The sequence below is a fragment of the Allomesorhizobium aridi genome, assembly GCF_043769475.1.
Lineage (GTDB): Bacteria > Pseudomonadota > Alphaproteobacteria > Rhizobiales > Rhizobiaceae > Allomesorhizobium.
In genome coordinates this window covers 756,217-769,988 of the sequence record NZ_CP171729.1, presented here as the reverse complement: position 1 = coordinate 769,988, position 13,772 = coordinate 756,217, and the positions used below count along the sequence as shown (strand labels likewise).

General features: G+C 62.7%; 11 protein-coding genes. 6 read left to right on the top strand and 5 right to left on the bottom strand.

From position 1 onward, the window contains the following. Positions 1 to 70: 70 nt before the first annotated feature. The 3 genes from ACG873_RS05685 to ACG873_RS05675 are packed head-to-tail and all read right to left on the bottom strand — an operon-like array spanning position 71 to position 2,513. Positions 71 to 565 carry a hypothetical protein gene (locus ACG873_RS05685; protein ID WP_394890838.1) on the bottom strand — a complete coding sequence of 165 codons (495 nt, stop codon included), beginning with the start codon at positions 563 to 565 and terminating at the stop codon, positions 71 to 73. Between the two features lie 41 nt (positions 566 to 606). Then, a complete protein-coding gene (locus ACG873_RS05680) occupies positions 607 to 1,350 on the bottom strand; it encodes an SDR family NAD(P)-dependent oxidoreductase (RefSeq protein WP_394890837.1) in 744 nt (247 codons plus the stop codon). After that, positions 1,347 to 2,513: an acetyl-CoA acetyltransferase gene (locus ACG873_RS05675; protein WP_394890836.1), complete on the bottom strand. Its 1,167-nt coding sequence runs from the start codon at positions 2,511 to 2,513 to the stop codon at positions 1,347 to 1,349. The genes ACG873_RS05680 and ACG873_RS05675 overlap by 4 nt, the downstream gene beginning before the upstream one ends. A gap of 181 nt (positions 2,514 to 2,694) precedes the next feature. On the opposite strand from ACG873_RS05675, the gene betI reads away from it, so the two are divergent. The 6 genes from betI to ACG873_RS05645 all read left to right on the top strand — a co-directional run bounded on the left by betI (position 2,695) and on the right by ACG873_RS05645 (position 9,759). Further along, complete coding sequence (gene betI / locus ACG873_RS05670; RefSeq protein ID WP_394890835.1) at positions 2,695 to 3,288, top strand: choline-responsive transcriptional repressor BetI; 594 nt, start codon at positions 2,695 to 2,697, stop codon at positions 3,286 to 3,288. Beyond that, on the top strand, positions 3,285 to 4,811 hold the full coding sequence (betC, locus tag ACG873_RS05665; protein ID WP_394890834.1) for a choline-sulfatase: 1,527 nt from the start codon (positions 3,285 to 3,287) through the stop codon (positions 4,809 to 4,811). The genes betI and betC overlap by 4 nt, the downstream gene beginning before the upstream one ends. Continuing rightward, positions 4,808 to 5,809: a threonine/serine dehydratase gene (locus tag ACG873_RS05660; RefSeq protein ID WP_394890833.1), complete on the top strand. Its 1,002-nt coding sequence runs from the start codon at positions 4,808 to 4,810 to the stop codon at positions 5,807 to 5,809. Before betC ends, ACG873_RS05660 begins: the two co-directional genes overlap by 4 nt. After that, complete coding sequence (gene betA / locus ACG873_RS05655; protein ID WP_394890832.1) at positions 5,802 to 7,454, top strand: choline dehydrogenase; 1,653 nt, start codon at positions 5,802 to 5,804, stop codon at positions 7,452 to 7,454. Before ACG873_RS05660 ends, betA begins: the two co-directional genes overlap by 8 nt. Positions 7,455 to 7,588: 134 nt before the next feature. Beyond that, positions 7,589 to 9,052: a betaine-aldehyde dehydrogenase gene (gene betB, locus ACG873_RS05650; RefSeq protein ID WP_394893373.1), complete on the top strand. Its 1,464-nt coding sequence runs from the start codon at positions 7,589 to 7,591 to the stop codon at positions 9,050 to 9,052. Positions 9,053 to 9,459: 407 nt separating this feature from the next. Further along, positions 9,460 to 9,759 carry a helix-turn-helix domain-containing protein gene (locus ACG873_RS05645; RefSeq protein WP_394890831.1) on the top strand — a complete coding sequence of 100 codons (300 nt, stop codon included), beginning with the start codon at positions 9,460 to 9,462 and terminating at the stop codon, positions 9,757 to 9,759. 23 nt (positions 9,760 to 9,782) lie between these two features. On the opposite strand, the gene ACG873_RS05640 is transcribed toward ACG873_RS05645, so the two are convergent. Together ACG873_RS05640 and ACG873_RS05635 are read right to left on the bottom strand one after the other, a co-directional pair. Continuing rightward, complete coding sequence (locus tag ACG873_RS05640) at positions 9,783 to 12,029, bottom strand: AGE family epimerase/isomerase (RefSeq protein WP_394890830.1); 2,247 nt, start codon at positions 12,027 to 12,029, stop codon at positions 9,783 to 9,785. 25 nt (positions 12,030 to 12,054) lie between these two features. Further along, positions 12,055 to 13,575: a phosphomannomutase/phosphoglucomutase gene (locus tag ACG873_RS05635; RefSeq protein ID WP_394890829.1), complete on the bottom strand. Its 1,521-nt coding sequence runs from the start codon at positions 13,573 to 13,575 to the stop codon at positions 12,055 to 12,057. Between the last annotated feature and the right edge of the window lie 197 nt (positions 13,576 to 13,772).

Below are 13,772 nucleotides of genomic sequence, written 5' to 3'. Positions count from 1 at the left end.
TGGAAGAATGAGCGGCCGCGATAGCCTGTCCGGCTGGCCAATGCAAAGGCCGCTTCCGAATTGGCCTGCGTCACTGGTCGAAAGCGTTGAACAATACGCTGCGCAGGCTGATCTCGTCGGTATCGTTCACCGATGTCTCGAATACCACGTTGTCGATCAGCAGGCGGCCATCCGAGGCAAGCAGGACGAGCTTGTCCGTCCAGTTTGCACCTTCCGTATCCGGGAACATGTATCGCACCTCGATCTCGGTCCGGCCTGGAACCTGCTTCTCGTCGCCCACCTCGCAGACCGGCGCTGCATCCGGAAAGCTCTGATAGGGAATGCCGTCGCCGAATGGCGGCTTCTCGTCCGGCGAAGCCTTGGCGATGATGTCGTTGCGCGCCTCCGCCTCCTCGATCACCTTGACAAGCGACGGCGTTAGCAGCGGCCGCAGGGCCTTCTCGTCGCCATCAAGCCTGATTGCACAGAACTTCTCGGCAATGCTCCGCGGCGTGTCAGCTGCCAGGGCTTGGCCAACGAAGCATGGCAGAAGGCAGAGGGCCGAAAACATCACGCGCAATTTCATGATTCAAAATTCCGATCCAGAGCCTTGATTTTGCGTTTCGATCAGCCGCCGCCGATGATGCCGGCGGAGAGGAAGCCGCCGTCCACGGCGAGCGTGTGCCCGTTGATGAAGCTGGCCTCCGGCGACAGCAGGAAAGCAACCGCCGCCGCGACTTCTTCCGGCTCTCCATAGCGCCCTTGCGGTACGCGGCCAAGCCACAGGCGGCGCTGGTCGGCGTCGTGCAGCTTCGAGATCATCGGCGTCTCGGTCGGACCGGGCGCCACGCAGTTGACCCTGACGCCACGATTGCCGAATTCCAGAGCCAGCACCTCCGACATCATCTTTACGCCGGCCTTCGACGCACCGTAGGCAAGCCGTCCGCGATTGGCGCGAAGTCCGGAAACCGAGCCTATATTGACGATCGAAAGCGTCGCGCCCATCCGCTCCAGCGCGGCTTTCGCGGTAATGAACGAGCCCACGAGGTTGATGTCGAGAACTTCGCGAAAAAGCTCCGCGCTGGTTTCTTCCGCCGGAATGTCGCGCGCGATGCCAGCCGAATTGACGAGGCCGCCGATCAGGCCGAGCCGATCCACCACCTCGTCGAATACAGCCGAGATCTCATCCTCGTCGGTGACATCGGCCTGCAGGAAGATCGCATTGTCGTCGGCGAAGGCGTCCTCGGCCCTTGCCAGTTCAACATCATTGGCGTCGATCACCGCAACCGGCCAGCCATCGTCCAGCAGACGCTTCACAACGGCCATGCCGATGCCGGAAGCGCCGCCGGTGACGATGGCCGAATGCTTCATCTGATGCGGTCCAGGATCGAAACATAGTTTGCGACCGCGGCACCGCCCATGTTGAAGATGCCGCCGAGCTTCGCATTCGGAACCTGAATGCCGCCCGCCTCGCCAGTAAGCTGCATGGAGGTCAGGACGTGCATCGAGACGCCGGTGGCGCCGATCGGATGACCTTTTGCCTTCAGCCCGCCCGACGGATTGACCGGCAGGCGCCCGTCCTTCGCGGTTTCGCCGCTCAGTGCGAGCTTGCCGCCTTCGCCGCGCTTGGCCAGCCCCATCGCCTCGTATTCGATCAGTTCGGCGATGGTGAAGCAGTCATGCGTCTCTACAAAGGACAGGTCGTCCAGCTTCACGCCCGCTTTCTTCAAAGCGCGGCCCCAGGCTTCCTCGCAGCCCTCGAAAAGCAGGATGTCGCGCTTCGACATGGGCAGGAAATCCTGGACATGCTCGTTGGCGCGGAACGCGATGGCGCGGCGCATCGAAAGCGCGTTGCTCGAATCGGTCAGCACGAGTGCGGCGGCTCCATCGGAAACCAGCGAGCAGTCGGTGCGCTTCAGCGGCCCGGCGACGAACGGGTTCTTCTCGCTCTCCTGGCGGCAGAACTCGTAGCCGAAATCCTTGCGCATCTGCGCGTAGGGATTGTCGACGCCGTTCTTGTGGTTCTTGGCGGCAATCATCGCCAGCGCATCGGACTGGTCGCCGTGGCGCTGGAAATAGGCCTGCGCGATCTTGCCGAACACGCCGGCAAAGCCTGCCGGCGTGTCGCCGTCTTCCGGCAGGTAGGAAGCCTTCAAAAGGTTCTTGCCGATCTCGGGACCGGGCGTGGTGGTCATCTGCTCGGCGCCGACCACCAGCACCGTGCGCGCCGCCTTCGCGTCGATGGCACGGATGCCCTGCCGCACAGCGGCCGAACCGGTCGCGCAGGCATTTTCCACGCGGGTCGCCGGCTTGAAGCGCAGTCGGTCGTCAGCCTGCAGCACCAGGCTCGCGGTAAAATCCTGCGGTGAAAATCCGGCATTGAAATGCCCAAGCACGATCTCGTCGACATCGTCCGGGCCGATGCCTGCGTGATCGAGCGCCTCCGCGGCCACCTTTGTGATCAGGCTCTCCAGCGTTTCGCCTTCAAGCTTGCCGAAGCGCGAATGCGCCCATCCAACGATACATGCAGTCATTGAGAACCTCCTTCGGCGGGGCGCATGGTGCGCCATTTGCGGACGAAATCCAACGTCCTGATTTTTGTTCAATTGTGAACGATATGTAGTTCAGCACAAGCGGTTGGTCCAGTACGCGGCGCCGGCGGATTTTCATTGATTGATCAGTCAATTAAAATAATATTGCCGGCAGAGGATCGCAATGCCGAAACTTGGAATGCCACCGTTGCGCCGAAGAGCGCTCATAGACGCCGCGATCCTGACGATCGGCGAGCGCGGCACGCTCGACGTCACAATGTCGGAGATTGCGGGGCGGGCGGGCGTATCGTCTGCGTTGGCGCATCATTATTTCGGCGCCAAGGACGGGCTGCTTCAGGCAACGATGCGGCACATATTGTCCGAACTCAATGCGGACGCGCGCAACGCCCTCGCAAGGAGCAGGACGGCACGGGAGCGGGTCTCCGCGGTCATTGCCGTCAACTTCTCCGAAACGCAGTTCCAGCCCGAAATCATCGCCGCCTGGCTCGCCTTTTATGTCGAGGCGCAAAAATCGGAGACGCTGCGGCGGCTGTTGCGCGTCTATGCGCGGCGGCTCCATTCGAACCTGATGAGCGGCCTGACCGAGCTGATGCCGTCCTCCGAAGCCGGGCGCGCCGCGGAGGCCATCGCGGCGCTCATCGACGGGCTCTACATCCGCCGCGCTCTCAAGGACGGCACGCCCAATGCGGCGAGCGCTATCGCGCTCGTCGAGGACTATCTCGAAACCAAACTCCTCCAGCACAAGAAGCCTGCATGAGCCGTCGTCCCAACATCCTGATCATTATGGTCGACCAGTTGAACGGGACGCTGTTTCCCGATGGCCCGGCCGACTTTCTCCACGCGCCGCATTTGAAGGCGCTTGCCGCCCGCTCGGCACGCTTCGCCAACAATTACACGGCCTCGCCGCTCTGCGCGCCTGGGCGCGCCGCCTTCACCAGCGGCCAGTTGCCATCGCGCACCGAGGTCTATGACAACGCCGCCGAATTCGCCTCGTCGATCCCGACCTATGCGCACCACCTGCGCGCCGCCGGCTATCACACCTGCCTGTCGGGCAAGATGCACTTCGTCGGTCCGGACCAGATGCACGGCTACGAGGAGAGGCTGACAACCGACATTTATCCCGCCGATTTCGGCTGGACGCCGGACTATCGCAAGCCTGGCGAGCGGATCGACTGGTGGTACCACAATCTAGGTTCGGTGATCGGCGCGGGTGTCGCCGAGATCACCAACCAGATGGAATATGACGACGAGGTCGCTTTCCACGCGACGCAGAAGCTTTACGACTACGCTCGTGCTTCGGACGACCCGAACCACCGCCCGTGGTGCCTGACCGTTTCCTTCACCCATCCGCACGATCCCTATGTGGCGCGCCGCCAGTACTGGGACCTGTATGAGGATTGCCCCGAACTCGAACGGCGGGTCGGATTCATCCCGGAGGAAAAGCAGGATCCGCATTCGCAGCGGCTTTATCTCGCCAGCGACTACGCGAACTTCGATATCACACCCGAGCATGTCCGCCGGTCTCGGCAGGGTTACTTCGCCAACATTTCTTACCTGGACGACAAGGTAGGCGAACTCGTCTCCGTGCTCGAACGGACGCGGATGCTCGACGATACGATCATCCTGTTCTGCTCGGACCATGGCGACATGCTCGGCGAGCGCGGCCTGTGGTTCAAGATGTGCTTCTTCGAAGGTTCGGCCCGCGTGCCGTTGATGATCGCCGGTAAGGGCATTCCGGCCGGCATGATCGCCGCTCCCGTCTCCAACTTGGACGTCGCGCCGACGCTCTGCGACCTGGCCGGCATCGACATGAGCGCGATCATGCCGTGGACGGACGGCCAGTCGCTGCTGCCGCTGACCAAGGGCGCTGCCCGGAGCGCCCCGGTGCTGATGGAATACGCCGCCGAGGGATCATACTCGCCGATGGTCGCGATCCGCGAGGGGCGGTTCAAGTTCGTCCATTGCGAGATCGACCCGCCGCAACTTTTTGATCTTGAATCGGATCCGCTGGAACTGACAAACCTCGCGAGCGAGCCCAAGCACGCCCAACTCGTCGCATCTTTCATGGAAAAAGTGCGCGCCCGCTGGGACATGGCGGCGTTCGATGCGGCTGTGCGCCAGAGCCAGGCGCGGCGCTGGGTGGTGTATCCGGCGCTGCGCAACGGCGCCTATTACCCGTGGGAATTCCAGCCGCTGCAAAAGGCGTCGGAACGCTACATGCGCAACCACATGGATCTCAACGTGCTCGAAGAGAGCAAGCGGTTTCCGAGAGGCGAATGATGACCGTTACTGTTCCGACGCTCGACCATCTGAAGAAGGCGTATGCCGTCACCTCGCAGGCGACACAGATCACGCCGCTGCTGGAGTCGGCTGCGCTCGCCAAGGAAACCGGCGCGCGCCAAGTTTTCGTCAAACCGGAATCGCTGCAATGGGCAGGTTCGTTCAAGATCTGCGGCGCTTACTGGCGGCTGAAGCAGCTTTCCACCGACGAAGCCAAACGAGGCGTCGTCGCCTACTCTTCGGGAAATTTCGCGCAGGGGCTCGCCGCCGCCGGCCAGGCGCTTGGCATTCCGGTGACGATCGTCATGCCCATCGACGCGCCGGCGGCCAAGCGCGAAGCCACGGCCGGCTATGGCGCTACTGTGGTTTTGACGGACCACGGCGACCGCGCCCGCGAGGAAGTGGCGTCGGAGCGCGCCAGGCAAATCTCCAGCAATGAAGGCTTGGCGCTCCTGCATCCGTTCGACGATCCGGAGATCGTCGCCGGACAGGGCGGCGCCGGGCTCGAGGCGCTCGACCAACTTGTGGCCAAGGGGGCGGAAGCCGACATCCTGTTTTGTCCGGTCGGCGGCGGGGGGCTAATCGGCGGCGTCTCGCTTGCGTTCCACCATCTCTCGCCGGCGACGCAAATCATCGCTGTCGAACCGGAAGGCTTCAACGGCATGGGCAACTCGCTTGCGCATGGCGCGATCGAAACCATGCCCCTTGGGCCGAAATCGATCTGCGACGGCCTGATGGCGCGCAAGCCCGGCGAGGCGCCCTTCGCTGCGGTGAACGCAGCCGGCGTGCGCGGCCTGACGGTTACCGACGCCTCGGTGCGCCGCGCGATGAAATTCGCCTTCGAGCGCCTGAAGCTGGTGCTCGAGCCCTCCGGTGCCGCCTCGCTCGCAGCTCTTATGGAGGGTGACGTAGACGTCACCAGCAAGACCGTCCTGGTGGTCGCCAGCGGCGGTAATGTTTCGCTGGCCGACTTCATGAAGCACATCGCCGATGCTTGAAGCCGATTTCGTCATCATCGGGTCCGGCTCCGCCGGCGCAGCACTTGCCTACCGCCTGTCGGAGGACGGCAAGCATTCGGTCATCGTCATCGAATATGGCGGCTCCGATTTCGGCCCGCTGATCCAGATGCCGTCGGCGCTTTCCTTCCCGATGAACATGAGCCGCTACGACTGGGGCTTTTCCAGCGAGCCCGAGCCGCATCTCGGCGGGAGAGTTCTCGCCACCCCGCGCGGCAAGGTTCTCGGCGGATCGTCGTCCATCAACGGCATGGTCTATGTTCGCGGCCATGCCCACGACTTCGATCATTGGTCGGAACAAGGCGCTGCCGGATGGTCCTATGCCGACGTGCTGCCTTACTTCAAGCGGATGGAAAATTCGATCGGCGGAGAGGAAGGCTGGCGCGGCAAAGGCGGCCCGCTCAACATCCAGCGCGGGCCACGCAAGAACCCGCTCTACGCCGCCTTCGTCGAAGCCGGCCAGCAGGCTGGCTTCGAGCTTACCGACGACTACAACGGCTCGAAGCAGGAAGGTTTTGGCGCGATGGAGCAAACCATCCATGGCGGCCGCCGCTGGTCGACCGCGAACGCCTATCTGCGGCCCGCGCTGAAACGCCAGAACGTGAGTCTCGTCAAAGGCTTCGCGCGAAAGATCGTCATAGAGAATCAACGCGCCACCGGCGTCGAGATTCAGGCTCGCAAACAGATTCAAGTCGTTAAAGCGCGACGTGAAGTGATCATTGCCGCCTCGTCGATCAATTCGCCGAAGCTGCTTATGCTGTCGGGTATCGGGCCAGCCGAACATCTGCGCCAGAACGGCATAGAGGTGATCGTCGACCGTCCGGGCGTCGGCCAGAACCTGCAGGATCATATGGAACTCTACATCCAGCAGGAATCGATCCAGCCGATCACGCTCTACTCGATCCTGAACCCGTTTTCGAAGGCGCTCATCGGCGCCGAATGGATGTTTTTCAAGACCGGCCTCGGCGCCACCAACCACTTCGAGGCGGCGGCCTTCGTGCGCTCGAAGGCCGGCGTCGACTATCCCGACATCCAGTATCATTTCCTGCCGGCAGCCGTCCGATACGACGGCAGGGCGGCGGCCAAGTCACACGGTTTCCAGGCCCATGTCGGGCCAATGCGGTCCAAGTCGCGCGGAACGGTCACGCTGCGCTCAAACAATCCGTGGGCCAAGCCGGAAATCCGCTTCAACTACATGTCGCACCCGGACGACTGGGCGGATTTCCGCCACTGCATCCGGCTGACGCGGGAAATCTTCGGCCAGCCGGCTTTTGCGCCGTATCGCGGCAAGGAGATTTCTCCCGGCGTCCATGTCCAGACCGACGACGAGCTCGACGCGTTTATCCGTGAACACGCTGAAAGCGCCTATCATCCCTGCGGCACCTGCCGTATGGGAAGGCAAGACGACCCGCTGAGCGTGGTCGACCCGGAATGCCGGGTTATCGGCGTGGAAGGTTTGCGGGTCGCCGATTCCTCGATCTTTCCGCGTGTGACCAACGGCAACCTCAATGCGCCATCGATCATGACTGGCGAAAAGGCGGCCGACCATATTCTCGGCCGTGCGCCTCTCGCCCCGTCCAATCAGGAGCCGTGGATTAATCCGCACTGGCGCGAGAGCGACCGGTGACATCTACGATGCCCCCTCACCTGCCTGCCGGCGAGAACGTTGGCGGGCGATCGCCGACGCCAGCGACCCCCTCCCCGTCCTTACGGGGAGAGGGTAAGGGTGAGGGGCAGCGCTGAGATTGAAGTGAGGACATGATGAAAGCCCAGCCCAAAGCCTCTCACTACATAAACGGCCGCTTCGTCGACGACGAGCGCGGTGCGCCGATACCCGTGATTTATCCGGCCACCGGCGAAACGATCGCGACGCTGCATTCCGCGACGCCCAACATTGTTGAACTCGCCATCGAGGCTGCCCGCGCCGCACAGCCGGCATGGGCGCGGCTGAAGCCGGTCGAGCGCGGCCGCATCCTGCGCCGCGCCGCCGACATCCTGCGCGCCCGCAACGATGAACTGTCGCGGCTGGAGACGCTCGACACCGGCAAACCGATCCAGGAAACGACCGTCGCGGATGCAGCCTCGGCCGCGGACGCCTTGGAGTTCTTCGCTGGCGCCGTCGCTACCTACAATGGCGACTTTGTCGATCTCGGCGGTCCGTTCGGCTACACGCGCCGCGAGCCGCTCGGCGTCTGCGTCGGCATCGGAGCCTGGAACTACCCTATCCAGGTGACCGGTTGGAAGTCGGCGCCGGCGCTCGCCATGGGCAACGCCATGGTGTTCAAGCCTTCGGAGAACACGCCGCTTTCAACGCTGGCGCTTGCCCAGATCTATTCGGAGGCTGGGCTGCCGGACGGACTGTTCAACGTCGTGCAGGGTTATGGCGATGTGGGCGCCGCACTGGTTCAGCACCCCGTCACGGCAAAAGTGTCGGTGACCGGGTCTGTGCAGACGGGGAGAAAGGTGATGGGCCTCGCCGGCTCGCTGATGAAGCACGCCACGATGGAACTCGGCGGCAAGTCGCCGCTCATCGTCTTTGGCGATGCCGACGTGGAAAACGCGATCGGCGGCGCCATGCTCGGCAATTTTTACTCCTCCGGGCAGGTCTGCTCCAATGGGACCCGCGTATTCGTGCAGCGCGGCCTGCACGACCGCTTCCTCGAGCGGCTGGCCGAACGCACCAAGAAGATCCGCATCGGCGATCCGCTGGATCCCGATACCCAGATGGGACCTCTCATCAACAAGGCCCAGCACGACAAGGTGCTCGGCTACATTGAGACCGGCAAGAGCGAGGGCGCCACACTCGTCTGCGGCGGCAACGCTCCTTCCCTGCAGGGTTTCGAAGGCGGATTCTTCGTCGAGCCCACCGTCTTCTCGAATGTCACCGACAACATGACGATCGCGCGTGAAGAAATCTTCGGGCCGGTAATGAGCGTGCTGGTCTTCGACGACGAGGATGAGGTGATTGCCCGAGCCAACGACATTGAGTTCGGGCTGGCCGCCGGCGTATTCACGCGCGACCTGGCGCGCGCGCACCGCGTCATCGGCGAGTTGCAGGCCGGCACCTGCTGGATCAATACCTATAATCTGACACCGGTTGAACTGCCCTTCGGCGGTTACAAGCAGTCGGGCATCGGCCGCGAAAATGCACTCGCCGCGCTCGGCCACTACTCGCAGGTGAAATCCGTCTATGTCGAGACGGGAGACGTTGCGAGCCCGTATTGACTACTTTCTTTGTTAGCTTGACCGCCCTCTGCGGCTGGCTTATGTGTAACCCAATGGGTCATACGTCAGCATGTTGACGGTTGTTGAAACGCCTCAATTCTTGAAGGAGGCGGAAAGGCTCTTTTCTGAAACGGAAAGAGCCGAGGTTGTGGATTTTCTCAGCAGGTTTCCATTTGCTGGCGATGAAATCGTTGGATCAGGTGGCCTGAGAAAGGTGCGCTACGCGATCGGCAACAAGGGAAAAAGCGGTGGTGCGCGAGTGATCTACTTTTCTACAATGAGAACGCACCGCTCTATCTCATCACTTGCTACGGCAAGAACACGAGAGACAATCTCTCTAAAGCGGAAATCAATGCCTTTGCGAAGCTGACGGCCGCGATCAAGGCATTTCATCGAAAGGTTTAGGCATGACTAGAATCGGCAGCGACATTCTTCAGGGCTTGAAGGAAGCTTTGGCACATGCCCAGGGCAGCGATGTTCCCGGTATCAAAGTGCGTCAGGTGAATGTCGAGACCGTTGACGCCAAGGCGGTTCGTAAAAAACTTCGCCTGACGCAGGAGCAGATGGCCATTGCTCTCGGGACGAGCCCATCCGGCTACAGAAAATGGGAACAGGGGCAACGCCAGCCTAACGGCGCAGCACGTACGTTGCTGCGCGTCATGGAAAAGGAGCCGGAAGCTGTTTTGCGGGCCTTGTCGACATCGTAGTCTCCAACGCAACTTGGATGCGCTCAGGTTGAGCCCGTCCCCTCCGTCCCGTCGAGATACTGCGTCAGCGCGCAGACGAGATGATAAAATATGCTGGCGGGAACGTCCTTGGCCTGTGATCGGCCGCGTTCGTCGATCTGGTCGATCCACAGGCCGAGCGGGGCCGGGTCTATATGCCAGCGGAACAGCCGGCCGACGCGGGCCTCGATCTCCGGTTTGAGGTCGGGACCGCCGCCTGCGCCATCCAGCGCAATTGCGGCCTTGATCGCCTCGCTCTGAGGCCAACTGCGCGAGACGCGGTCGAGTGGCAGGCCCTGCCGAGACACCGCGCCATAGGCCAGCCCCGTCGCCCGGTTCAGCCCGTTAGCGATCGCAGAGGCGTAGAGCTTACGCGCATAGGCGGTGAGTTCCTTCTGGCCGCTCTTCTTGCCGAAATCGACGAGCAGCGACGCCCATTCGAAATGGTGGCCGGGCTCTGTCCAGGTTCCTTTTTCGCCGCTAGCCGGCCGCCATTCGTCGTCAAAATATTCCCCGAGCGTCCAGCTCTCGGCGTCGAAGAAATGGCTGCGGAAGAGGTCGATGATGCGCGCCGCGCGGCGTAGATGCGAACGGTCGCCCGTCGCCGTATGCCAGGCGAGGAACGCTTCCAGGAGATGCATATGCGGATTGGAGCGCCGCGACTCTTCTCCCGCCGAGGTTTCGAGAAACCCGGTCATACGCCGGTCCTCGAGATGCGCGTCGAGAAAGGCGAGGGTCTCCTCGCCGAGCCGCAGCGCGTCCGGGTTGCCGCTCATATGCGCGTGCGCCAGCGCCAGAAGCACGCAGGCGTGGTCGTAGGCGTCTTCGGCCGCGTCGGAGACGCTGCCGTCCACGTTGAGCACCCTCACCCAGCCGCCGCGGTCCGTGCGGCCTTTACCGGCAATGAAATCCAGGCCATGGGCGATAAGCCGGTCGGCCGGTCCGTCCCAGCCATGCGCCTTGGCTACCGCGAAGGCATAGACCTGCCGCGCCATGGTGCGCATCCGTTTCGGCTTCATCAGCGGCGCCGCATCGAAACCCAGCGCCTCGAAGAAGCCGCCATGCGCCTCGTCCACGCCTGCCGTCGACCAGAGCGGCAGCGTCTCCTCGAACAACCAGTGGCGGACGCGCCGCCGCCACGCCCCGCTAACCAGCACGCGATCGTGCGCCGGCGTGAACTTGGTTTCGAGGCGGCCGCTCTTTTCGAGCTGCTCGACGATCTTCTTGACATTCTGGCTGTGGCTCACGGGCGCGACGAAGGTGGCGTCGACGGTCGCGACGATGGCAATGTCTTTCAGCCCGATTGCCGAAAGCAGCCGCCCCTGGCTGCGGATGTAGGAGTTTTCGCAATCGATCGCGACGACATCGCCGACGATGACGTTGCCGGCCTTGTCGGATGGGCCGGCGTCGAGCAGCGACTGCCATGAGCCGAGATCGTTCCAGCGGAAGCCCGCAGGCACCATGGCGATGCCTTCGGCCCGCTCCATGATGGCGTAGTCGATCGAAATCGAGGGGATCGCCGCATAGAGATCGGACGGCATGTAGCGGCCGGTCAGGTCGCTCGTCGCGCCTTTCCACGCCGTTTCGGCGCTTTGCCAGATTTCCGGCTGGAATTTCTGGAAGGCGTCGCGCATGGCGCTGGCGCGAAAGAGAAAAATGCCGGTGTTCCAGTAGAAATTGCCGGCCTGGATATAGGCTTCCGCCGTCGCCAGATCCGGCTTCTCGACGAAGCGCGACACATCGAGCACGCCGTCTCCCTTGCCCGAGACTTCGATATAGCCATAGCCGGTTTCGGGCTGGTGCGGCCTGATGCCGAACACCACCAGCCGTCCGGCCTCTGCTGCCGGAACCCCGCGCGAAACCGTTTCCCAGAATTGCCGGTCCGTCGAAATCTCGTGGTCGGAAGGGACGACGAGAACGATGCCGTCGCCATACGCCGAAAGCGTCTGGAGCGTCGCGATAGCCACGGCCGCCGCCGTGTTGCGCCCCGAGGGCTCAAAGATCGCGCCGCCGCCAGCCAGATCGATGCCGGCAATGTCGGAGCGCACGCGGTCGGCATGCCGCTCCGATGCGATCAGATAGACCGGCGTCTCGCCCTCCTCCCGCGCCTTGAGCCGGCGCAGGGTCTTGACCAGCATCGAACCGTCGCCGGACAGATCGTGGAACTGTTTCGGATTGTCTTCGCGCGACAGCGGCCACAGCCGCGAGCCGACGCCGCCGCTCATCACGAAACTGACGATGCGTTCTGTCATGCCTCTGCCGCCGGTTCCGTTTCCATCAGAATGTCTGGTTATAGGCGCCGACCTCGGGACTACGGCGCAGCACTGCGTCCATCGCCTCGAACATTTCGCGACGCCTTGCGGCCGAAATCGGGCTCTCGACAACGACGACGACTTCCGGCTTGTTCGACGAAGCCCTCACCAAGCCCCAAGTTCCATCCGCGGACGCCACGCGAACGCCGTTGACCGTGATCAGCCCGGCGATCGGCTGGCCCGCGAAATGTGCGCCACGCCCTTCCATGGTTAGAAAATCCGCAACTATGCGGTCCACGACGCCATATTTGACCTCGTCGTCGCAATGCGCCGACATTGTCGGCGTGCCGAACGTCACCGGCAGAGCACGATAAAGGTCCGCCACGGTCTTCTGCGGGTTGCGGTCGAGCATCTGGCAAATGGCTACTGCTGTGACAAGACCGTCGTCATAACCGCGGCCGATCGGCGGATTGAAGAAGAAATGACCCGATTTCTCGAAGCCGGCGATGGCGCCGAGCTCAGCCACGCGCCGCTTGATGTAGGAATGCCCCGTCTTCCAGTAATCCGTGACCGCGCCGTTCGCCTTCAGAATTTCGTCTGTCATGAACAGCCCGGTCGACTTCACGTCGACGACGAAGACGGATTTCGGATACAGCGCGGAAATATCCTGCGCCAGCATGACGCCGACCTTGTCGGCGAAAATCTCGTTGCCCTCATTGTCCACCACGCCGCAGCGATCGCCGTCGCCGTCGAAGCCAAGCCCGATATCGGCGCCCGTCTCCAGCACCTTGTCACGGATCGCGTGCAGCATTTCCATGTCTTCGGGATTGGGGTTGTAGCGCGGAAATGTGTGGTCGAGTTCCACGTCCAGCGGGACGACTTCGCAGCCGATCTTCTCCAGCGCCTGAGGTGCGAATGCGCCGGCGGTGCCGTTGCCGCAGGCTGCAACCACTTTCAGCTTGCGGCCGATGCTCTTTCCGGCCGTCAGGTCGTCGATATAGGCTTCACGAAACCCCGGGACGAATTCGTAGCTACCCCCACCGCCGAGGTCGAAATCCGCGCCCAGCACAATGGCTTTCAAGGCGCTCATCTCGTCCGGCCCAAAGGTCAGCGGCCGCTGCGCCCCCATCTTGACACCGGTCCAGCCGTTCTCGTTGTGCGAGGCGGTAACCATCGCCACCGACTGCGCATCGAACGCGAACTGCGCGAAATAGGCCATGGGCGACAGCGCCAGGCCGATATCCTTGACGCGCGCACCGGCCGCCATTAGGCCCGAGATCAGCGCAAGCTTGATCGCCATGGAATAGCTGCGGAAATCATGCCCGGTAACAATGTCAGGGCCCGCTCCCATGCGGCGGATCAATGTGCCTAGCCCCATGCCCAGCGCCTGTACACCGATCAGGTTCAGTTCCGGCTCCTTCGGCGATCCCGGGTGCCCGAACCACCAGCGCGCGTCGTATTCGCGGAACCCGGTCGGCTTGACGAGGGCGCTGGTTTCAAAGGCGAATGTGTTGGGCTTGGCTTCGCCAACGAGCGTCAGTGTCACGGTTCAGAGGCTCCAACGGGCGCGCGATCGAATTTTCGACAATAGCGGCAACGGCTTACCGTCGCCTTAAGCCTTCTAGGCTCTCTTCGCCACGCGGCAAACCAAAAAGCGTGGCCATGCCCGGTGGAAAATGTCGCATTGGCCGCGCGAGCGCCCGCTTAAGCGCTTGCGGTAATTTTTCGCGGCGGCTATAAGCC

Coding starts and splice junctions, on each gene's coding strand:
- ACG873_RS05685 (WP_394890838.1), bottom strand. CDS start 565: ATGAAATTGCGCGTGATGTTTTCGGCCCTCTGCCTTCTGCCATGCTTC.
- ACG873_RS05680 (WP_394890837.1), bottom strand. CDS start 1,350: ATGAAGCATTCGGCCATCGTCACCGGCGGCGCTTCCGGCATCGGCATG.
- ACG873_RS05675 (WP_394890836.1), bottom strand. CDS start 2,513: ATGACTGCATGTATCGTTGGATGGGCGCATTCGCGCTTCGGCAAGCTT.
- betI (WP_394890835.1), top strand. CDS start 2,695: ATGCCGAAACTTGGAATGCCACCGTTGCGCCGAAGAGCGCTCATAGAC.
- betC (WP_394890834.1), top strand. CDS start 3,285: ATGAGCCGTCGTCCCAACATCCTGATCATTATGGTCGACCAGTTGAAC.
- ACG873_RS05660 (WP_394890833.1), top strand. CDS start 4,808: ATGATGACCGTTACTGTTCCGACGCTCGACCATCTGAAGAAGGCGTAT.
- betA (WP_394890832.1), top strand. CDS start 5,802: ATGCTTGAAGCCGATTTCGTCATCATCGGGTCCGGCTCCGCCGGCGCA.
- betB (WP_394893373.1), top strand. CDS start 7,589: ATGAAAGCCCAGCCCAAAGCCTCTCACTACATAAACGGCCGCTTCGTC.
- ACG873_RS05645 (WP_394890831.1), top strand. CDS start 9,460: ATGACTAGAATCGGCAGCGACATTCTTCAGGGCTTGAAGGAAGCTTTG.
- ACG873_RS05640 (WP_394890830.1), bottom strand. CDS start 12,029: ATGACAGAACGCATCGTCAGTTTCGTGATGAGCGGCGGCGTCGGCTCG.